General features: G+C 43.1%; 13 protein-coding genes. 9 read left to right on the top strand and 4 right to left on the bottom strand.

Features of this window, described 5'->3' with window-relative positions; all coding sequences use genetic code 11:
* The first annotated feature begins 61 nt into the window (after positions 1-61).
* Positions 62-7,870, top strand: coding sequence for a hypothetical protein (locus QO187_RS04160; RefSeq protein ID WP_371547446.1), 7,809 nt, complete (start codon positions 62-64; stop codon positions 7,868-7,870).
* Between the two features lie 211 nt (positions 7,871-8,081).
* Positions 8,082-9,002 carry a formyltetrahydrofolate deformylase gene (gene purU, locus QO187_RS04155; RefSeq protein ID WP_160022284.1) on the top strand — a complete coding sequence of 307 codons (921 nt, stop codon included), beginning with the start codon at positions 8,082-8,084 and terminating at the stop codon, positions 9,000-9,002.
* Positions 9,003-9,087: 85 nt separating this feature from the next.
* Here purU and QO187_RS04150 read toward each other — a convergent pair whose 3' ends face one another.
* Entirely contained in the window at positions 9,088-9,852 is a 765-nt protein-coding gene (locus QO187_RS04150) for an inner membrane protein YpjD (RefSeq protein ID WP_102091933.1), read from the bottom strand.
* Positions 9,853-10,304: 452 nt separating this feature from the next.
* Here QO187_RS04150 and ffh point away from each other — a divergent pair, with 452 nt between their 5' ends.
* The 7 genes from ffh to QO187_RS04115 all read left to right on the top strand — a co-directional run bounded on the left by ffh (position 10,305) and on the right by QO187_RS04115 (position 16,823).
* The gene (ffh, locus tag QO187_RS04145; RefSeq protein WP_102092792.1) at positions 10,305-11,852 is read left to right on the top strand and encodes a signal recognition particle protein; all 1,548 of its coding nucleotides are present in this window, start codon (positions 10,305-10,307) and stop codon (positions 11,850-11,852) included.
* Between the two features lie 267 nt (positions 11,853-12,119).
* Positions 12,120-12,821: a tRNA (adenosine(37)-N6)-threonylcarbamoyltransferase complex dimerization subunit type 1 TsaB gene (tsaB, locus tag QO187_RS04140; RefSeq protein WP_371547592.1), complete on the top strand. Its 702-nt coding sequence runs from the start codon at positions 12,120-12,122 to the stop codon at positions 12,819-12,821.
* Between the two features lie 142 nt (positions 12,822-12,963).
* Entirely contained in the window at positions 12,964-13,806 is an 843-nt protein-coding gene (locus QO187_RS04135) for an undecaprenyl-diphosphate phosphatase (RefSeq protein WP_371547441.1), read from the top strand.
* Positions 13,807-13,872: 66 nt separating this feature from the next.
* A complete protein-coding gene (locus tag QO187_RS04130; RefSeq protein WP_371547438.1) occupies positions 13,873-14,772 on the top strand; it encodes a class I SAM-dependent methyltransferase in 900 nt (299 codons plus the stop codon).
* Positions 14,773-14,863: 91 nt separating this feature from the next.
* Positions 14,864-15,106: a hypothetical protein gene (locus tag QO187_RS04125; protein ID WP_371547436.1), complete on the top strand. Its 243-nt coding sequence runs from the start codon at positions 14,864-14,866 to the stop codon at positions 15,104-15,106.
* 129 nt (positions 15,107-15,235) lie between these two features.
* Positions 15,236-16,153: a 4-hydroxybenzoate octaprenyltransferase gene (ubiA, locus tag QO187_RS04120; RefSeq protein ID WP_371547433.1), complete on the top strand. Its 918-nt coding sequence runs from the start codon at positions 15,236-15,238 to the stop codon at positions 16,151-16,153.
* A complete protein-coding gene (locus tag QO187_RS04115) occupies positions 16,146-16,823 on the top strand; it encodes a DUF4112 domain-containing protein (RefSeq protein WP_371547430.1) in 678 nt (225 codons plus the stop codon). Before ubiA ends, QO187_RS04115 begins: the two co-directional genes overlap by 8 nt.
* A 143-nt stretch (positions 16,824-16,966) precedes the next feature.
* Here the strand turns inward: QO187_RS04115 and QO187_RS04110 are convergent, their stop codons facing one another.
* From QO187_RS04110 to mnmC, 3 genes are all read right to left on the bottom strand, one after another.
* Entirely contained in the window at positions 16,967-17,635 is a 669-nt protein-coding gene (locus QO187_RS04110; protein WP_371547428.1) for a hypothetical protein, read from the bottom strand.
* 82 nt (positions 17,636-17,717) lie between these two features.
* Positions 17,718-18,152 carry a secondary thiamine-phosphate synthase enzyme YjbQ gene (locus QO187_RS04105; protein ID WP_371547426.1) on the bottom strand — a complete coding sequence of 145 codons (435 nt, stop codon included), beginning with the start codon at positions 18,150-18,152 and terminating at the stop codon, positions 17,718-17,720.
* Positions 18,153-18,253: 101 nt separating this feature from the next.
* Positions 18,254-20,323 (bottom strand): FAD-dependent 5-carboxymethylaminomethyl-2-thiouridine(34) oxidoreductase MnmC, encoded by a 2,070-nt coding sequence (gene mnmC, locus QO187_RS04100; protein WP_371547423.1) that lies wholly within the window; start codon positions 20,321-20,323, stop codon positions 18,254-18,256.
* Positions 20,324-20,443 lie beyond the last annotated feature (120 nt).

Genomic DNA, 20,443 nt, shown 5'->3' with positions numbered 1-20,443 from the left:
CTGGGTAATGGTTTTTTGCTTATTTGCTCAGATAAATTACTGCTCATACGGAGTCAAAAACATGTCATATAGCTCATTACCTTTTACTTCTAAGTTGTTTCAACTTACTTCTTTGACTTGCGCCCTAGCGTTAGCAGGTTGTGGTGGAGGCGGTGATGGTGACACTGTAGATTCTGTTGCACCCGCACCTGACTTGGGGGTTCAGCAGCCTGGCGAAGATAATGGTAGCGATGGTGGCGGAGAGCAAGTGCCAGAGGTTGAGCCTGATTTCTTTTTACAAAAGCTTAGTACATCGCCTACTATCATCGAGCTATCTGATGAGCAGGCTCTTTTCAATGTTACAGTTAAAGCTGCCGAGGTAGGATCAGGTGGTGCGATGATCGGCAAAGCAGTTACATTAAAAGTAGTGAGTTCTGAAACCAACGGTATCACTATCGAAGGTCAAAGTACTCAAGTGACTGATAGCGATGGTAATGCAGTATATACACTAAAGCTGAACCCACAGGCAGTCGCAGACAAAGAGGCGTTAATTGCAAACGGCTTTACCTTAATGGCCACTGCCAATAAAGCAGATGGTACAGCTATTGCACCACAGGAGTTGAAAGTCTCAGTTAGTAGAAAGGGTAGTGGAGATGGGACTCAAGTTGTTGAAAGTGAGCTTGATATAAGTACTTCATTGACCACTAGTTCGGTTTCCAATAACGTCTTAAATGTATATGGTGATACAGCAACCCTTAGTGTGATTGCCAAAAATAGTAAGGGTGCTCGCGTCAAAGACGTAGCGGTTGGTTTGGGTATTGATAGCATCAAAGGTATTTCTATCATAGGCGGTAATAGCAAATCCACAAATACAGATGGTATTGCGGTTTTCAAAGTAAAGGTAGATGAAAATCTTCCAAAAGCTGAGCGCGATGCTTTATTAATAGGAGAAGGTATTGCATATGCTATTAGCATCCAAGAGCAAAGTGGGGCGACTAAGCAAGAAACTGGTAATTTATCTATAGGACTGCCTACCTCTGATTATGTGTTGGATGTGGAAGGTAGAGATGAATTGCTCAATGCTTATGGAGATGAGCAACCTCTAACTGTTACAGCTACTGCCAAAAACTCTAAAGTACCGACGAATATCGATGGCGCGAAAGCAACTATCAAACTTAACAATTCGATAGCTGGAGTCAGGCTTAGTACAGAGGCTCTTACCTTTGATGCTACTGGTAAAGCAGTGGTCAGTCTAATCATAGCTTCTACATTGACTACAGAGCAGCGTAAAGAAATTGTAGAGAAAGGTGTGAATTACACTGTGGTTTTATCAGAGCCTAATCGTGCAGTAACCGCAGACACCTATGGTAATGAAGCGTATATCCCTGATTCTCAGTATCAAATAAAGTTTGCGACAAAAAATAAAAGTAGAATCTCTAGTTTTGGTAGCGAAGCTGTTATTAGCTTTCGTGTCAATGACAAAAATGGTGGAGCAGTTGCCAATCAAAAAGTAACTGCCAGCCTACCTCAAGAGCTTGTAAATACTGGCCTTTTAACTTTAGACAGTGCCGCTGCCCAAGTAACTGATAGTAAGGGTATGGTTAGTTATAATGTTAGTGTGCCAGCCAATTTGAGTGCTGCACAAAGAACCAAGCTAGAAGGTATTGGTAACTTTATCTTGACAGCTAAAGTTACTGAGACATCAGGAGCCAGTAGCAGCATCAACAGTGAGCGTATCCAAGTAACGGCTGAAAGTGAAACGATCCTAACTGTGAAAAACATTCCTAGTGCGGTCAATATATTGAAGGATCAATTCCAAATACAAGTTGCAGGTAAGCGTCCAGATGGTAGTGCGGCATCTGAGAAAGAAGTGAAATTGACGATCACCAATGTAGCAGGTGTGAGTATTCAAGGTAACCAGCAGACTACGGATGTATCAGGCAATGCAGTATTCACCATCAATGTAAGCCAAGATTTAACAACAGCCCAGCGTGAAGCGTTAGTGAAGTCTGGTATTACTTATACGATCACATTAACAGATGAAGATGGCGTAGCCACCGAGCAATACAAAGCACCAGTTATTATTCCAGTAGCTGAATATAAGTTAAACTTTGGAAGCAGCAGTAGTGAAAAACTGTTAAGCACTGGTGGTGTTACGACTTTAAGCTTCCGCGTTAATGATAAAAATGGTGGCGTCATTGCCAACCAAACTGTAACAGCGAGTCTACCTAGCAGCTTGACGCAGAAAGGTTTAATAACGCTTGAGAGTGCTGCAAGTCAAGTAACTGATGCTCAGGGTAACGTAAGTTACATGGTACGCATTCCTGCAGGGCTGTCTGCTACACAAAGAGCAGAACTCGAAAAAGCAGGTGAGTTTGTATTAACTGCTCGTCTGGTTGAGTCCTCAGGTGCCAGTATCAATACTAGCAGTAATCGCGTCTTATTGACTGCTGACCCTAGTAAGAGCAAAACTGTCCTGACAGCAAAAACCACACCTAGCGTCGTAAACGTTTTAAAAGACCAGTTTACGATTCAGGTATCTGCCAAGCGTCCAGACGGTAGTGCGGCCGCCAGTAAAACCGTGAAGCTTGCCATTAATAGTATAAAAGGCATTAGTATTGAAGGTGGTGAACAAACCACGAACAGTGCTGGTAATGCAGTCTTTACCGTGAATATAGACCAAGCATTGACCTTAGAACAGCGCAAAGCACTTGCAAAAACAGGTATTGCTTATACAGCTACATTGACTGATGACGATGGTATTGCCACTGAAAACTACAGTGTAAAAGCCTCTGTCCCGAGTTCCGAGTACCAAATCAACTTTGGCAGTAATAGTAATGCACAACTATCAAGCTCAGGTGGTAGTACTATTGTGAGCTTCCGAGTGAATGATAAGGACGGCGGCGTTATAAGTAATCAAAAAGTCACAGTCAGTCTACCAAAATCTTTAGTTGACTCTGGGTTATTGACTTTAGATAGTGCGGCTGCGCAGACAACAGATGACAAAGGTATCGTAAGTTATACTATTCGTATCCCTACTGGATTAGAGGCTACACAAAAAGCAGCTTTAGAAAAGGCCAGTGGATTTTTCCTGACAGCCAACTTAGTCGAGACTTCAGGCGCTAGTACCAGCGCTCTTAGTACGCCTATCAGCATAAGCAATAAAGTTCAGTCAAGTTTGACAGTATTAACTTCAGAGACTAACCCTAAGGTAGTGAATGTTCTAAAAGACCAGTTCACGATCAGCGTATCAGGTAAGCGTAAAGATGGCAGCGCTGCAGCTGATAAAGTCGTTAAGCTAGCGCTTAATAACGTATCAGGCATGACTATTAAAGATAACGAGCAAAAAACAGATGCGTCGGGCAATGTGACATTCACTGTAGAGATAAGTCAAGATTTGACTCAAGCTCAACGTGAAGCACTAGTGAAGTCAGGTATCAATTATACAGTAAGCTTGACTGATACTGATGGTGTAGTGACCAGTGGATACAATGCCTCTGTCATTATTCCGGCAGCACAGTATCAGATCAACTTTGGTACTAGTGATAAAGTTCAGTTATCAAGCTCAGGTGGCAGCGCTATCATTAGCTTCCGTGTCAATGACAAAAACGGTGGTGCTATTACAGGTCAAAAAGTAACAGCAAGCTTACCTAGTGCTTTAACCCAACAAGGTCTACTGAGTATCGAAGGCAGCTCTGAGCAAGTGACTGATAGTAAAGGTATGGTGAGCTATACCGTTCGGGTTCCAGCAGGCTTGACGCAGAAACAAAAAGACGCGCTAGAAGTGATCGAAGATTTTGTACTAACTGCTAAGGCAATCGAAGATTCAGGTGCGAGCAGCAGTATTAGCAGCTCACTTGTAAAAATTACCTCGGCTGTAGAAAAGAGCGATATTAAATTGACGTCTATCAGTTCACCTAAAGTGGTCACTGTCACAGACAAGCAGTTTACGATTCAAGTATCTGCGAAACTGACTAACGGTAGTGTTGCAGCTGGCAAAAACGTCAAGCTTGTGATTAAGGATGTGGCAGGCGTTAGTATCCAAGGTAATGAACAAACAACCAATGAAGCTGGCAATGCTGTATTCACCGTAAATCTAAGCCAAGATCTCAATGAGGACGAGCGTGCGTCGTTGGTGGCGTCGGATATTGCTTATACCGCTACCTTGACGGATAGCGATGGTACAGAAGCAAAAATTGAAAACAAAATTGATGTCGTACAGCCGGTTACTAGCTTAGAATTTAGCGAGATCATCACGCCTTCTATTAGTGAGCTTGGTGGTCAAGGCACTATTAGCATTAAGCTATCAAATAAAGCCAATCAAACAGCAGTTAAAGGGCAAGCAGTTGCTATTCAATTGGGTAAAGCCGCACTCGATTATGGCGTTACAGTCAATCAAACGACAGCGACTACTGATTTTAGTGGTGAGACGACATTTATTGTTACTATTCCAAAAGGGCTAACCGCAGCAGAGCGTACCGAACTGAAGCGTGTAGGTATTAACTACCAGCTGTCGTATGTCGAAAAAGAGGAAACTTATACATCTACTATCACAAAAGTAGATGTACTAACGCCAGCAGTTGATCTGACAGTACTAAATTCACCAAACCTTATTAATAATCGTCCTTTTTATACATTGAATGGGGAAGGTGATACGGCTGTGGTGAACGCTGGATTAAGTACTCGGAATACCAATATAAGCATCAGTGGTCAGCCTATCCAATTAGAATTTGCGAATAAAGAGTTAGCAGCATTATTAACTGTAAACGGTAAGCCGGGTGTAAATAATAATATTGTCGAAACCAGCGCTACGGGTGCAGCGAGTTTTACGGTTATTGTGCCAAGCAACTTAACTGCAGAGCAAAAAGCGACACTCAAAAACCAAAAGTTAACGGCTACCTTAACTGAGACATTGACGGGTAAAAAACAAGATATTCAGTTCAATATACAGTCAACCAAAGCGGCTATTGATTTAATAGCTATCACACCAAATTCACTAAATCTAAATGGTGGTGAGACTCAGGTTGAGGTAATAGCCCAAGACAGCAAGGACAATGTCATTGCGGATAAGCAGGTTTATTTAGCGCTTCCTGCTGCTGTTGCAGCTCAAGGGGTTAGATTGGTAACCAGTGGTACGCAAACCACGAATGACTCAGGTAAAGCGAGCTTCACACTTGCTGTACCAGCTGGACTAACGAATGCGCAAAAATCAGCCATTGGTAGTAGCTTCAAAGTCGTATTTTCAGCTACTGATGAGAATGATAATATTGCTACAAAAATCAGTACTGTTAAGACACTAACTCCTGATCCAAGCGGTACGACTGAAAGTCTTACTATTGGTGCAAATAAAGTCGTCAATACCAAAGGTGATACGTTCAAAGTGTTTGTTCGTTTAGAAAATACAGACGGTGCTATTGCCAATCGTCAAGTTACTTTAAACGTTGATGACCCTATAAAAACGGGTGTCAGTATCTCGAACGGTACTGCTACTACCAATAGTGATGGCGTAGCTACCTTTAACTTAACTCTTGAAGATGGGGCTAACGTTAACCAAGCAACGTTAGAAGCTGGTATTCGATTAACAGCGACCACAACAACTGCCGAAAACACTTCATTAGTACAAAACTATATCGTTGCAGTAGATACCGCTACGATCGATAGCTATCAGCTAATAGCGTCTTCTGATAAGTCTACTTTGAATACTGGTGGCGATCAGACTAATGCGACCTTCCGAGTGACAGATAGTAATGGTGGTGTTTTATCAGGAGTGCCAATACAGCTGAGTATTGAAAACTTAGAAGCAAGCGGTGCTGCGTTGACTACATCTAGTACAGTTGTGAGTGATAGTAGTGGTCGGGTTGACGTAGGTGTATTGTTAGCAGCTAATAGTATCAATGCTCGCCTCAATCATAGTGTCGTGATTAATGCTAAAATCGTCACGCCGCAATATGATGCTAACGGTACTGTCAATATGGAAGTGCGGGAACAAAAGTCTCTGAGCTTATCTGCAATTGGCACAACACTTACCCTTACAGCATCTGAAAAAAATCTCAAAGATAACAGTACAACCACCCTGTCTTCTACTTTAACTGATGGAACGGGACTTGCGATTGCAAATGCCAACGTAGAGCTCATTGATACTGACGGCAACCTTATTGCTAGTGATGCAACCGCGACCACCGATTCAGAAGGTAAAGCTAGCTTTACAATCAACGAAAATGATTTGAGCTTTGATAGCAATGGTAACTTACGTGTCTTCGTGAGAGCAGCGGGTGAGCGAGAGCTGACCACTCAGCGTAGTACCAGTAGCATTGATTTGGTTAAGGTATCGCAAGCGGGTATTAGTTTCATCGATATTGAAGACGTTTACGATGTTAATGAGCAGCAAACTATCAATGTCCAAATTCGTGCTGATAGTCCAGAATTAGCACAAAGTCTGGTTGGTGAGACTATTGAAGTGCAAACGACTATTGGGCAGTTTAATAATGGCAGTGGCAACAATGATGTCATTTTTACAAGAAGAATCAGAGCTACTGATATAGCTGCAAATGGCTATACGATTACAGTTCCTGTGAAGCTAACGTCTGAGTTGGCAGGTACAGCAGTACTAGAGGCTAAAGTACTAGGTATATTCGCTACAGGTACTGCGGGTAGTCTTAAGTATCAAACAACCGTAGACACACGTTTTAGAGCTACTACGCCAGCTAAGGTACTGTTCCAAGCTGTAAGATCAGTTATCACACCAGGTAGCAGTACGGAGCTTGTCGCAACCGTCAAAGATAAAAATGATGTACCAGTCGAAGGGCAAACAGTCGTCTTTAGCCGTGCTTCCGATTCTTCAGCAGGAAGGCTATCTGCTGCAACTGCTATCACTGATAGCAAAGGTCAAGCACGTGTAGTGTATTTGGCAAACGCCAGCTCACCGATTAATGGTGTGACACTCAACGCTCGACTATTGAATGACCCTAATAATATTGGTAGCAAGTCCACTAATATTACCGTATCAAAAGATGCTGTTTATACAACATTGACGTTTGCTAATAAAATATCTTCTGACGACATCTACTATACAGTTAATGGCTCGATATCGGTTATGGATGGCTCAGGACAAGCCGTGGCCAACAAAGAGGTATCTATCAAGTCTTACGCAGTAGAGTATGCACAAGGTCGCGTGTGTCTGCTAGATAGTAGCACTTCGTATCAAGGGGCTAATACAGTAGATGGAGAAGGTAACATCAGTACGCCAGAACCTAAAACATTCTCTGAAAAATCTGCCATTTTGTTACGGTCTAACTGGATTACGAGTGAAGACAGTCCAGAGTATAATTACATCTTGGATAATGACGATGATGTAAATAACAATGGTGTACTGGATACAATTAACCCAGTTGCTATCATTGGTGGGACATTTGCTGAAGATGGTTATTCGTTTGTCACTGATGCAGAGGGACGTGCTGATTTCCAAGTTCGCTATCCCATCCGTTATTCAAACTGGGTAAAAGTAAGGTTCGACGCATCAACTTTCCTGAATGGTAGTGAAAATACCCAAAGCCTGAATTATTCGCTACCATACTTGGATGGTGACTTGGATATCTCTGGTGATACCTTATTCAGCCCTTGGATCGCAGACGCTAGCCCATTTGGTCCAGGTAACGCAACTTGTGTGAATAGCTTGAGTGTTAATATCGATGCTGAAAAAGATACTACGAAAGTGATACTTTCACCATATCAGCCAAGCTATGCAGTATCGATCAATGGTGTCAGTCCAAATGCACAATCGCAAGGTTACAACAGCTTTATTGTAGACTTTAATCAAGCGTTTGAATTGGGAGCTACGTTAGGCGTCGTGAGTAATGGAGCAGGTTTTACCAGAACTATAAAAGTCGAATAACATTGCCAAATACTGAAAAGTGATATTTTAAAACCCCTGACCACATGTCGGGGGTTTTTGCTTTATCTTTCTAAACAACCAAATCACCTTAAATAACCAAAAACAACCAACTCGCTCAGCAAAATATTGCAAAAAAGATTAAAATAACCGGTTTACTATGCTGTCAGCAATTTTTCAGCGATAAGTCATCATTTTTTATATTGGGCGAATTATGTCAGACAACACTAAAACGGTTTCATTATCGACCATAGCTTCTCAGAGCAAACAGATTCCTAGCGCTATTGATACAGCCACGCTGCTCATCAAATGCAAAGATCAAGCGGGTATCGTACAGGCAGTCTCTGAATTTATTCATCGTTATGGTGCTAATATCATTACGCTTGACCAGTATTCAACAGCGCATGAAGGTGGTCAATATTTTATGCGTTTAGAGTTTGCCTTGGCAGGATTAAGCGATATTATCGAGAATTTTGAAGCCAGCTTTGCGCATACGGTTGCCAAGCGTCACGATATGGATTGGCGTCTACATAATAATGCAACGAAGACTAAAGTTGGTATTTTGGTATCTAAATTTGATCATGCGTTGTTAGATTTATTATGGCGACATCAGCGTGGATTGCTCGATTGCGAGATTACTTGCGTGGTCAGCAACCATCCTGATTTAAAGCAAGCAGTACAAAACTTTGGCATTACTTTTCATCATGTGCCAGTGACCAAAGACAATAAGGCAGAGGCAGAAGAGCAGATTCATAAGTTGATGGCAGGTAACGACTTGTTAGTATTGGCGCGCTATATGCAGATATTGTCATCAGATTTCGTCAAACGTTGGCCGATGCAGATTATCAATATTCATCATTCATTCTTACCTGCGTTTGTGGGTGCAGATCCTTATCGTCAAGCTTACGATAAAGGCGTTAAGCTTATTGGAGCAACTGCGCATTATGTCACAGCTGAGCTTGATCAAGGGCCTATCATTGAGCAAGATGTACACCGTGTGACGCATCGCCAAGGGGTGACAGAGTTGCGTGCTATCGGCCGTGATATCGAACGCAACGTATTAGCACGTGCTGTAAACTGGCATGTGCAAAACCGTGTGATTGTGGCGGGTAATAAGACAGTCGTATTTAACTAAGAAGAATTAGTAGTGAGTCGGCTAAAAATGTAAAAAAGGCGGTCAGTAGCAACAGTTACTGACCGCCTTTTTTTGAACATATATTTTATAGGAGCATTTCTAAGACGAACTTGCTACCAACAAAGCCAATGGCTAATAGGATAAAAGCATAAATAGTGATATTAGCCGCACGTTTGCCTCGCCAGCCTGCACGCCAGTTACCGAATAGTAGCACACCAAATAATAACCACGACAGTAGACTAAAAACAGTCTTATGCACAATATGCTGCGCCATCAAGTCTTGTACATAGATAAACCCAATCCCCAGTGCGATACTTAGCAATACAAAGCCAACCAATAGCATATCGAATAATAAACTCTCCATACTTTGCAAGGAGGGTAGTTTATTGACCCAAAAGCGATGAATGGTATGATGCTTGAGCTCACGTATTTGTAGCCGTAAAAATAGCGCTTGTACCGCAGCCATCAACAGCACACAATAGGCAGCTAATGATAATATGATATGGATTTCAAGTCCGATACTGACATCCGTTAGTGGTTGATAAGGGGCGCGGCCGACATAACCGACCGTCATACCTATTAGCGCAGTGGGTGCAGCCAAAATACCAAGGCTAAGAATAGGGCGATATAAACAGAACAATAGATAAAAGAATAAGAAAAATAAACTGGTCAGACTGATGATATTAAATAAGTTGAAATTTAAACCATACAGCGTCACAACGTATGGATATAGCAGTGCCGCATGTGCCGCCATGCCGACCAGCAATAAGCCCAAACTGAGGCTTTTGTGGATAGGTTTGTCCTGAACCAGCGCCCAACCAATATGGATGCTGACTAAGATATAAGCCATGCTAGCAAGTAAGAATGCAAAGTGCACAGATAAAAAGCCTCATCTTATACTGAGCATAAACTGCCGCTCAATGTGTCGCTAAAGTGGTATTATCAGAATGATTAGAATAATCGTCCAATTTATCATAAAATGGGTGCCAATTGAGCACCATCTTGCTTATAACTTATAAATGATCAGAAGTGCTGCATAGCGCAAAACATAAAATATGTCATCTATAAAAAGTTGACTACAATTATAATCGCTGTGTCCTTTGCGAAACGACTATAAGTTTTGAGCCATGTTAATGCTATAGTATTGATAATATAATTCTTTTATCATGTCCCTTGTCATGCAATATCCTAATATCTTATAGCGTATCCTAATATTATTTACGAACCATTTTAATGGTTTGATTTAGAGTTATTTTCATTGCGTATTATTTAATTGAAAACCATTTTAATTGAGAGTTATTTATGTTTGATACCTTAACAGAACGCTTATCGTCGAGCCTACGTAACATCGTCGGTACCGGACAGTTGACCGAAGACAATATCAAAGACACGCTACGTGAAGTGCGTATGGCGTTGTTAGAAGCTGATGTGGCGTTGCCTGTCACTCGTGATTTTGTAAAACGCGTAAAAGAACAAGCGCTTGGTGCTGAGGTGCTAAAAGAGTTAGCGCCAGGTCAAGCATTTGTCAAAATCGTACACGACGAGCTGACCGAAATGATGGGCAGTGCCAATCAGCAGTTAGAGATGACAGGTAAGCCGCCCGTTGTTTATTTGCTAGCAGGTCTACAAGGTGCGGGTAAAACGACTACAGCTGGTAAGTTGGCAAAGTATTTACAAGAGCGTCAAAAGAAAAAAGTCATGCTAGTCTCTGCCGACGTTTATCGTCCAGCGGCTATCAAACAGCTTGAGCAAGTAGCCGGTCAAGTGAATGCTAAGTTTGTGAACTCAAGCACAGATGAGAATCCAATTGATATCGCAAAACGTGCGATAGAAGAAGCCAAAATCCAATATCAAGATATTCTGATCATTGATACCGCTGGTCGTCTACATATCGACGATACCATGATGGATGAGATTAAGGCGCTAACTGCTGCGGTTAACCCATCTGAGACGCTATTCGTCGTCGATGCCATGACGGGTCAAGATGCTGCCAATACCGCAAAAGCCTTCAATGATGCGTTGCCGTTGACGGGTGTTATCTTAACTAAGACTGACGGTGATGCTCGCGGCGGTGCAGCGCTTTCTGTACGCGCTATCACCGGCAAGCCAATTAAGTTCTTGGGCCGCGGTGAAAAACTAGACGAGCTAGAGCTGTTCCACCCTGAGCGTATCGCGCAGCGTATCCTTGGTATGGGTGACGTACTGAGTCTAGTCGAAGAAGTTGAGCAGAAAATTGACCGTGATAAAGCCGAAAAAATGGCGAAAAAGATGCAAAAGGGCGGTGACTTCGACCTTGAGGATCTATTGACCCAGTTCCAGCAAATGAAGAGCATGGGCGGCATGGCAGGTTTCTTGGATAAGATGCCTGGTATGGGCGGCTCAGATATGCAAAAAGCCGTCGAAGACGCCAAACCAGAAGAAAAAGTACGTGAAATGGAAGCATTAATCAATTCGATGACGCCATTTGAGCGCAAAAACCCTGACAAGATTAACCCAAGTCGTAAGCGCCGTATCGCTGCAGGTTCAGGACGTGAGATTCAAGACGTTAACCGCTTGCTCAAGCAACACAAGCAAATGGCAAAAATGATGAAAATGATTTCAAAGCCTGAAGGCATTAGTAAAATGATGAAGTCTATGCAAGGATTAATGGGCGGCGGCGGTGGAGCAGGTGGCGGCGGTCCATTGTTTGGCGGTGGCGGTCAGCAAGGTGGTACTAAAGACGTGAATCCAGAACAAATGGCCAAGCAAATGGGACTGGATCCAAATAACATGCCAAGCACTGAAGAGATGCAAAAGCAAATGCAAGAAATGCAAAACCAAGCACCAAAGAAGTTTAAAACACGCTTCTAAGCCATCGTGATGCATACTGAAAGTATTTTATATATGCCCTAAAGCTACCTAAGCTTTAGGGTTTTTTATGGTTAGCTATGAATAAGTACAGATGAATAAAGTGTGAAAAATATAGAAATTAATAAAATTCGTGTACCCTAAATGCTATGATAGGCGCTGCTCCATTCTGTCAGTATTCTTATAGTGCATGAACGATGGATCGTGATGAAAAATTAGTAAAATCTGACAAATCAATTTAGAACGCCAAAAGTAAAAGCCGAGGTTGTGATGTTTTTAGCAATGGATACCGTGTTCGACCAGTGTTCGATCGCGATTTTAGATTCGAGTGGACAGGTACTATCGAGCCATACCGAAACAGGAAAGCGTCAGCAGACTCAGCAGATTTTACCCATGATTGATGCTGCATTATCCGAGGCGCAGTTACGTCTTGCTGATATACAGGCTTTGATATTCAATCGCGGGCCGGGTGCGTTTAGTGGTATCCGCATCAATACGGCAGTGGTACAGGCTCTGTCTGTAGCGCATGATTTGCCTTGTGTTGGCGTCTCAAGCCTGCAAGCAATCGCACAATGCGCGTATCAGAAGTATGGGCTGACACATCTATACAGCGCCCTTGATGCTCGTATGCAGCAAGTCTACTTTGGGCAGTATGAGTTGGTAACTGATGACAAATTAGGTCATAGCATTATGCAGCCAGTATTGGCTGATGGTACTGATAGTACAGAGCAGCTATTAGATTATGATAGCCAAACAGAGCTCAACCTGCCTATTGCGGGTAATGGCGCAACGCTGTTGGCACGACATGATCAGCAAGACTGCCATGAAGATGTTTGGCCAGATGCGGTTGTCATTGGGCAGCTTGGTATTGCTCAGTTTGCAAATGATGGTGGTACGGAAGCATCGCAGGCATTGCCAAAATATCTACGTAATCAAGCTTGGAAAACACTTAAAGAGCAAGGCAAAGCATAGCTTTATAAATATGTTTTTTGCAGCCAGCTTTTTAGTGTTTAGCAAGCACATACCAATACAAAATCAACGTTAATATAGGACAGCCAATCGGTCTGTTTTTAGGCCAGTTTTTTTAGGCCAATCTGTTTCTAGGAAAGTCACTGTGGATATAGTTTTATTTGTTCAGGCTGTCATCATGGGTATCGTTGAAGGTATCACTGAATTTTTACCCATCTCTAGTACGGGATATTTGATTCTATCAGCAGATGTGATGGGTTTCTGGACTAAAGAAAAAGTTGATTTATTTGTCGTGGTGGTACAGCTTGGCGCTATTTTAGCAGTGATTTATGACTATTGGGGTAGGTTATGGCAAGCGCTGATGGGCTTGCTGACTGGTAAAGCAGAGGGCATGACCAATCCTAGACAGCTGGGACTGAGTCTGATTGTCTCTACTATCCCTGTGATGATTGTTGGTTTTACTTTTGCCGATGAAATCAAAGCTTATTTGTTTAATCCTATCGTCGTTGCCATTATGCTCATCATCGGCGGTCTACTGATATTTTACGTGGAAAAGCGTCCTAAAACGGTCATTGCAGAAGAAGCTGAAGATGTCAGCATAAAAACTGCGTTGATGATTGGTTTGTTCCAATGTTTAGCTCTTATACCAGGGACATCACGCTCAGGTGCTACGATTATTGGTGCGTTGTGGTTAGGTGTCTCACGTAAGGCTTCTGCTGAGTTTTCTTTCTTTCTAGGTATTCCTGTCATTGTAGGCGCGGCACTGTTAGATTTGCTCAAACATGGTGACGTACTGACCAACAGTGAAGACTGGCTGGTGCTAGGTATTGGAACCATCGTATCATTTGTAGTGGCGCTACTTTGTATCCGCTTACTTGTGGCATGGGTAAGTCGCCGTGACTTTACTATTTTTGCTTGGTTACGCATTATCACGGGTGTTATCGTGTTGGTCGCCGCTTGGGGCTTTGGTTATCAAATGGCTAGCTAGATTTGCATTATGATTTAACACGCCAGTAATTTATAGTGAAAATAAGCAGCAAATAGGATGATGGTTATGACAAATGTGCCCCAAACGTATGACGAGACAGATGCTGTTGTACATTGTCAGTTATTCTACGTCAATGACAGCCAGCAAGCACAGGTTGAGAGCCTACAGTCATTGATAGCTGAGCATACATTACCAATTATCTTAGATGTAGAGGTCGCTACAGAGAAAATAACTCAAAAGCGACGTCAGCAATTGAGCCAAGCATCTACTCAGCCTATTCTATTATTAGATGATAAAGACAAGCTATCATGGCTAAGTGATGGGCTCAGTGTGGCACCTGAGTGGGACAAGTTGCAGCGCCGTGTAGTGAGTGCTGGTCGTAAGTCTGAGCTGCTATTACAAGCAGCCAAAATCACATCAGATAGTCATGTTATTGATGCAACCGCTGGCTTTGGGCATGATAGTTTGATATTGGCCAGTACTGGTGCCCAAGTCACTATGCTTGAGCAGCAGCCGTTGATGGCATTGCTGTTACTTGCAGAGCAGCAGCGTATGAGTGCGCTACCCAATTGGCAAAAGCTCATGAGCCGTCTACAGATTATTAACACTGATGCGCTCAGTTATTTTGCGAATCTAGAAGCAAGCACCGCAATAGACGATGCTATGGCAGTCGATGTCGTCTATCTGGATCCGATGTTTCCAGAGGATAGCTATCAAGATAGCAAAACAGGCAAAGGGGCAAAAGTCGGTAAGCATATGCAAGCACTGCATCAATTGGCTCGTCCACCAACATCAGATGAAGAGCGACAGCTGCTAAATAGCGCACAGACCGTTGTTAAACAAAATACGCAAGGCCAAGGTCGCGTGGTTGTAAAGCGTCCACAGTTTGCACCGCTGCTTGCTGATGAGCCTGCTAGTGAAAGCTGGCATAATGAAGCCGTACGCTTTGATGGGTATTTTGTCTGACAGCTGCTGTTTGCGGTAAAGAATGTACGATTATAAATGTACGCAAGTTATCAGCTTATATGTTCAAAGTTAATGGATTTAGGAGCAAGGAATGTCAGCGTTAATCATTTGGGTTATGGGTGCAATTCTATTGTTGATTAATATCATGCTGCGTACTCGCATTCTTCGGCTTGAGGCACGGTTAAAAGAGCTGAGCAATCCACAAGAGCAACTGGCATTTTTACGTCAGCAAGCTAAACAAAAAGACAAAGTCCTAGCACTAAAAGCTTTGCGCAAGCAATATCCTGAGCTATCACTGATCGAAGCGAATAAATTGTGGCAACAAATTCAGTAACCAGACCATTAAACTTAGTAATTAGTCCATTAAAACTAAGCAACCAACCCACTCAAAAATTAATTTAGTTGCTCTGAGTTAAATATATAAGCGCGCATAAAAAGTATTCAACAATGATAATAAAAAGCCATGACATTTAAAGACAAGCTACAAGCATACATCCAACTAACCCGTTTTGATAAGCCAGTCGGCATTGAGCTGCTCTTATGGCCAACATTATGGGGCGTACTACTCGCTGCAATGGGTCAAGCGCAGCAGCAAGGAATGACAGCAGCGTTGCCAAGTATCAAAGTATTTGCGATATTTGCCCTTGGTGCAATATTTATGCGAGCGGCTGGTTGTGCGATCAATGACTTTGCGGATCGCAAAGTAGATGGTCATGTGACTCGTACTAAAGGCCGCCCATTAGCAGATGGACGCTTATCTGGTAAAGAAGCCGTCGCTGCATTCTTAGTACTGGTGCTGTTAAGTGCTATTCTACTATTTTTCTTGCCCATAGCTGTGTTCTATTGGTCGCTTGGTGCCGTTGTATTGGCATTTATTTATCCATTTATGAAACGCTATACGCACGTGCCGCAAGTATTTTTAGCAGCTGCTTTTGGGTGGGCGATACCGATGTCCTATGTGGCGGTGCAGGGCGCTCCTGATATTTGGTGTTGGCTGCTATTCTTAGCTTATATGTGCTGGACAGTAGCCTATGATACCCAGTACGCCATGGCTGACCGTGAAGATGACTTAAAGATTGGCGTGAAATCAACAGCGATACTATTCGGTCGTTATGATGTGATTATCATCTCAATACTCCAGATGCTATTTTTGCTAACGATGGGTGTGGTTATGTGGCATTACTTTGCCCCGACCACTTTAGGCGTAACCCCAGTATTTGGGTTGGCGCTTGTTGCGATGATGTTTGCCAAACAAAACAGCGCTTGTGCCAGTCGCAATCCTTTGGCTTGCTTTCAGGCATTCTTAGCTAATATCTGGGTAGGGCGCTATGTCTTTGCGCTCATCGCAGTTACTTGCATATGGACGACGCTAAATGGATAAGTTCGATAAATTGCCGAGGTTCAAATCAAAGAAACTGTCTGATACGAATGCGTCAGTTACGGACTATCAAGCAAAACTTGCCGAACATGGTCTGACTCGTGAGCAAGTTATCGCAACTGAGCGTAAGCTAGCAAAATTTGCTAATACCATGGATTCGCTGGTGCGAGTGCCTTTTACTAAGCAAGGAATGGGTGCGGATGCGGCGCTTTCGACCATTCCACTAACAGGAGATTTGGCAGGATTGGCATTGACCAGTTATGCATTTATATTAGGGCGTCAGTTAGGTGTGCCCGCTCATAAAATGACGCCAGCGGTTAGATTGGCAGTTATTGATATGGTCGTTGGTATCGTACCTGGCATTGGTACGCTATTAGATATTTTCATTCGCCCTAGCCGTAAGACCCTGGGTATCGTGCACGAGCATCTACACCATGAGTATGGTATTACCGAAACCATGCATATGGATCGACCGTTTTTGCACCAGTCACTAGAAGACAAGCAGCAGCAAAGCCGTTTTGGGTTTTTTTGGCGTAATCCAATCGTTGCTTGGTTATATCTGCACGTCCCTGATTTTCTTGGCCTGCTGGTCATTGTATTTGTCGGTTGGGGGCTGTGGACAGTGATAAGTTGGTTGGTTGGGATGTTTGGTCAATCGACTGGGTTTGGTTAAATACAATTACTTGTCAGAAAGCTTAGTAGAGACGAGTCAGTGGAGAGTAATACACAGAAACGAAAAAAGCGGCAACGATAATAACGTTTGCCGCCTTTTTTATGGTTTTAAATAGGGCATTGAAACAAAGGCCGCCTCAGACTTTATTCAGTGATGACTTCTGCTTCAGCACTGACGGCATCAAAGCTAGTGACTTTATTGTTTCGGATAAGGTCGATAGTGCCGCCGCCAGCATGACTGACGAGTTGGATACTGCCGTCAGCTGATTGATACGTAGGATTATTGCCTTGGCCTTCGGGTGCGCTTAAGGTCATTTTTGGCTGGTTGGGACGAGTAATGATAGCGTTAAGCATGCCAGCTGCCGACGTCTCAAAGACCACGGACAAACTCTCACTTGCTGCACTTTTATAACGGACATCAGTGATTTGTGCGCCTTTAATAGCTTGTTCTGGATTAGGTTTTTCAGCGCTATCATTTGCCGTGGACGTAGTATCACTAAGATCTTTATTTAACTCTGTTAAGCTCATATCACGTTCTGAATCAGTATCATTCTGCGCTACATTTTGAGCATCATCTACGTTGCTATCTTCCGCTGCATCAACGTTGCTATTTTCAGCTTCATCAACATTGATATTGGTCGTTACTGGCGTGGTTTGCGTTGAGGTCTCAGCTGTAGTTGTATCAGTTGCTTCAGGTTCTGGATCTTTTTGACAAGCAGTCAGTAGCAACAGGCTGAAGAAAATAGCAGGAGCGGTAATACATAGACGCTTAGACTTATTTGAGTGTATTGTTTTTGAGACAGAAGTATTCATAATCAGCTTTATCCGTTAATGGCGCTCTATGTAAATGTGGTAATTGGCAAGGGTCAATCTGTTATTTATTGACAGTATATTATTACGTATTTACCGTAATCACCAGCTTACGTTGTCCGCCATATTCTTGAAGGTTTCTATGCTCACATAAGTAAATACCTTGCCACATGCCCAGTCCTAACTCACCATCGACAAGCGGTATAGTCAAGCTTACTCCAAGCATCATGCTTTTGAGATGCGCTGGCAGGTCGTCTGATCCTTCTAAGGTATGGCGATACTCTGGCTGATCTTCTGGTGCGATTTTATTAAGCCAATCCTCTGTATCTAGTCTAACATCTGGATCAGCATTTTCATTGATCGCAAGACTGGCTGACGTATGCAGCAAAAACAGATGAACCAACCCTACCTTGGCAGAGTGAGGTAGCAGCTGAGAAATCGCTTCTTCAACCTTCGGAGTAATGATATGAATGCCACGCGCATAGGCGGGTAGAGTAAGGGTGGTTTGATAATAGCTCATGGGGTATATCTCATTATTAGAGTCGACATCAAATTAAGATATCATAAGACAGTATGAACTATGGAAATCGTTGCTGTTATTTACACAAGAGCCATTTATTCTTAAACAAGCGGCGTCTGTAAACGTGTACGATTGGGTGATAAGCGTGCGAGCATCGTCTCTGACAGTGGTGCGAATGACCCTAGCATCATATCTGCTAATGCTTCAGCACAAATAGGTGCCAATGCATAACCTTTTGCGCCCATCGCACTCATTGTCCATATCCTCCGCTGACTATTTGCCAATTGTCCAACGATAGGGTGGTAATCAGGCGTTTGGGTGCGAATGCCAGATCGTCCCTGCCATAGACTCGTATCTGCCGGAATGACAGATGCCATTTCAGGTATAGCAGTGATGAGCTTGTCTCGGCTAATATGATGTTCCTCGTCACGTATGTCAGTACTTGTGTCATTGCGGATAAAACTCGCACCAAGCAATAAATAGGGCTCGTCAGCGACCACAGTATTTAACTCGTCATCTCCACTCTGTGCTTTGAACCGCGCACAGTAACCACTATATTTAAGCGGTATTTTAGGTAGCTTTGTTAGTTGCTCCGTCGAGGGGGTAAACCAAGACAGCTGCCCACGAATTTTACGACAATCAAAAATACGCTGATCTAATTGATGGCTCTCAAATGCCGCGCAAATGACGATATTATCAGCAGTCATAGTGACAGTGTTAAGGTTTTCATCAATACCTTCGATACGAACCTGCTGATCAGTCTCGTTGATTTTAGTCACTTCTAACTGCTGGAAGTGAATGAGCGGATGAGTCAGCATGATGTCTTTTAATGCTTGTGGATTGACCAGACCAGACTGCGGTAAATACAAGTTCTCTGATAAGTTCTGCTCTTTTAAGCCACTAGTAATTTGTGCTTGCTCATGCGATATGGTGGTCGCCATCTCGTCAGGATAGTCGGCAATTTGTTCCGTACCGATATTGGCTTTTATGAGTAAATCAAGGGCGCCAGTCAGTTCAAGTACTGATGCTGTATTAAGCTGTGTGGCTGTTCGATTAAGGTCTCGATATAGCCTGCTGCTATGGAGGTAACCGATGGTATGCAGATGCTCATCGACATGGTGAATCGGCGTCATTTTGGGCGCAAGTAATGCTCTAGGATTGCCTGACGCACCTGCCAAGGGCGCTGATTTATCTAATAAAGTAACGGTAATACCACGATTGGCAAGCGACCAAGCTGTCAGTAAACCCGAGACACCTGCACCAATGATGGCAGTGTGATTAAAGATGCTATCTGTTGTTATATGCTTCGCATCGTGGCTTTCGTTATCACAATTTTTATTATCACTAGTAACGTCAATATGGTCTGTATCGGTCATGGTGGCGGTGAGCATTTCTCGCTTTCGACCAAAACCCCTGACTTTCTTAATGTGAAAGCCATGCTCTCTTAGTCCACGCTTGACGATACCTGCACAGCTGTAAGTAGCGGCAGTCGTATGAGGGCGTGATAGACGCTGCATTTGTCCAAAGATACTGTCAGCCCACAACGTACTGTTGCAAGAAGGCGCAAAACCATCTAAAAACCAAGCATCAATACAAGACGTATGCTGGTTAGAATGGTCTAATACCAGTTTGCTTAGACTTTCTGCTGCATCACCAAGCCACATATCGACGGTTAAGTTATCATAAGAAAAACTTAAACGATGACAGCCTGCAATCAGGTGCGGATATGCAGCCAAAAGTGGCTTAATAAATGCCATTAGCTCAGGCGCGCGCTCACCCCATAAAGCAAGTATCTGCGTCAAATCCGCTAGCGGTATAGGGAACTTTTCAGTAGTAATAAAGTGCAGGCGAGCCGTTGCTAATTGCGGATTGGTGTCACGTAATTGTCGCCACAATTGCCATGTTGCTAGTAGATTAAGCCCAGTTCCGAAGCCTAGCTCAGCAATCGTAAAACATTGCTTTGGTGCAAGGTGTGCTAAACGCTCTGGTAACTGATTGTGCTCTAGAAACACGTGACGCGTTTCTGCCAAACCATCTGCATGAGAAAAATACACATCGCCAAACTCACCTGATACTGGCACCATATTGCCAGTATCATCCGTTTGCCAGTCAATCTTGGCAGGCGTGATAACGTTTAAGTGTTCAGGGTTTTTATGATTAGCGGTAGACATGAGGCACTTCTTAGAAATATCAGAAACGGTAGCTAAACGATGAGTAGTGACGGATCAATGATATCGACATTTGGTTAGACGCAGCGAAGTAGAGTAATGCAAGTCAGTGCGAGCACAGCA

Source organism: Psychrobacter sp. Arc9 (genome assembly GCF_041431295.1).
Lineage (GTDB): Bacteria > Pseudomonadota > Gammaproteobacteria > Pseudomonadales > Moraxellaceae > Psychrobacter.
Note: the sequence above shows the minus strand (reverse complement) of the source record. Positions and strands in the feature narration are given on the sequence as shown.

Excerpts from the sequence above, each read along its gene's own strand:
- QO187_RS04130 (WP_371547438.1), top strand. The coding sequence starts at position 13,873 with ATGACAAATGTGCCCCAAACGTATGACGAGACAGATGCTGTTGTACAT.
- QO187_RS04110 (WP_371547428.1), bottom strand. The coding sequence starts at position 17,635 with ATGAATACTTCTGTCTCAAAAACAATACACTCAAATAAGTCTAAGCGT.
- QO187_RS04115 (WP_371547430.1), top strand. The coding sequence starts at position 16,146 with ATGGATAAGTTCGATAAATTGCCGAGGTTCAAATCAAAGAAACTGTCT.
- purU (WP_160022284.1), top strand. The coding sequence starts at position 8,082 with ATGTCAGACAACACTAAAACGGTTTCATTATCGACCATAGCTTCTCAG.
- ffh (WP_102092792.1), top strand. The coding sequence starts at position 10,305 with ATGTTTGATACCTTAACAGAACGCTTATCGTCGAGCCTACGTAACATC.
- QO187_RS04160 (WP_371547446.1), top strand. The coding sequence starts at position 62 with ATGTCATATAGCTCATTACCTTTTACTTCTAAGTTGTTTCAACTTACT.
- QO187_RS04125 (WP_371547436.1), top strand. The coding sequence starts at position 14,864 with ATGTCAGCGTTAATCATTTGGGTTATGGGTGCAATTCTATTGTTGATT.
- QO187_RS04150 (WP_102091933.1), bottom strand. The coding sequence starts at position 9,852 with ATGGCTTATATCTTAGTCAGCATCCATATTGGTTGGGCGCTGGTTCAG.
- tsaB (WP_371547592.1), top strand. The coding sequence starts at position 12,120 with ATGTTTTTAGCAATGGATACCGTGTTCGACCAGTGTTCGATCGCGATT.
- ubiA (WP_371547433.1), top strand. The coding sequence starts at position 15,236 with ATGACATTTAAAGACAAGCTACAAGCATACATCCAACTAACCCGTTTT.
- QO187_RS04105 (WP_371547426.1), bottom strand. The coding sequence starts at position 18,152 with ATGAGCTATTATCAAACCACCCTTACTCTACCCGCCTATGCGCGTGGC.
- mnmC (WP_371547423.1), bottom strand. The coding sequence starts at position 20,323 with ATGTCTACCGCTAATCATAAAAACCCTGAACACTTAAACGTTATCACG.